Genomic DNA, 504 nt, shown 5'->3' with positions numbered 1-504 from the left:
GCCTGCAGGTGCTGGGCTACACCAGCCAGGGGCGGTTTTTGCTCAATTGCGGCTTGCTGGACGGCATGGAAAACGCCAGCCTGCCAGACCGGGTGATGTTGCAAAAGCTGGTGAACGAGCATGAAATGGGCGAACTGTTCAAGGTGATCGGCTTTGCGGTGGATTCTCCGGACGCTCCTTATTCAGGATGGGAAGCATCGGGGTTTTCTCAGGGCGACAGAAGCCACACCCTGTAGGGCCCCCGCGCCACAATGCCCTATATGAAAGCACCTCCATGATTCGCTGGATGATCGTGATTTTCCTGATCCTGGTGGTCATCAGCGGCCTCACGCCCTGGCTGCACAAGCTGGGCTTCGGCAGGCTGCCAGGCGATTTCCGCTTCAGGCTATTTGGCCGGGAATGGTTTATTCCATTGGCGACCACGGTGTTGCTAAGCCTGATCGCCACGCTGGTTGCCAAACTCATATGAAACAAATCACGCCAAAAGACTACGCGCACCCCTTC

General features: G+C 56.9%; 1 protein-coding gene and 1 pseudogene. Both read left to right on the top strand.

The features are described from left to right. A pseudogene (locus AC1DWI_RS26105) lies at nucleotides 1-236 on the top strand (class I SAM-dependent methyltransferase); the annotation flags it as partial. Between the two features lie 38 nt (nucleotides 237-274). After that, nucleotides 275-469, top strand: a complete 195-nt coding sequence (locus AC1DWI_RS26100) for a DUF2905 domain-containing protein (RefSeq protein ID WP_477670049.1) — start codon at nucleotides 275-277, stop codon at nucleotides 467-469. The last annotated feature ends 35 nt before the right edge of the window (nucleotides 470-504 follow it).

This window comes from Polaromonas sp. P3_C2 (assembly GCF_056402675.1).
The sequence above is the reverse complement of the archived record's forward strand: the minus strand, read 5'-3'. Positions and strand labels throughout refer to the sequence as shown.

What these genes read in the sequence shown, in the direction of transcription:
- AC1DWI_RS26100 (WP_477670049.1), top strand. Translation starts at nt 275, where the DNA reads ATGATTCGCTGGATGATCGTGATTTTCCTGATCCTGGTGGTCATCAGC.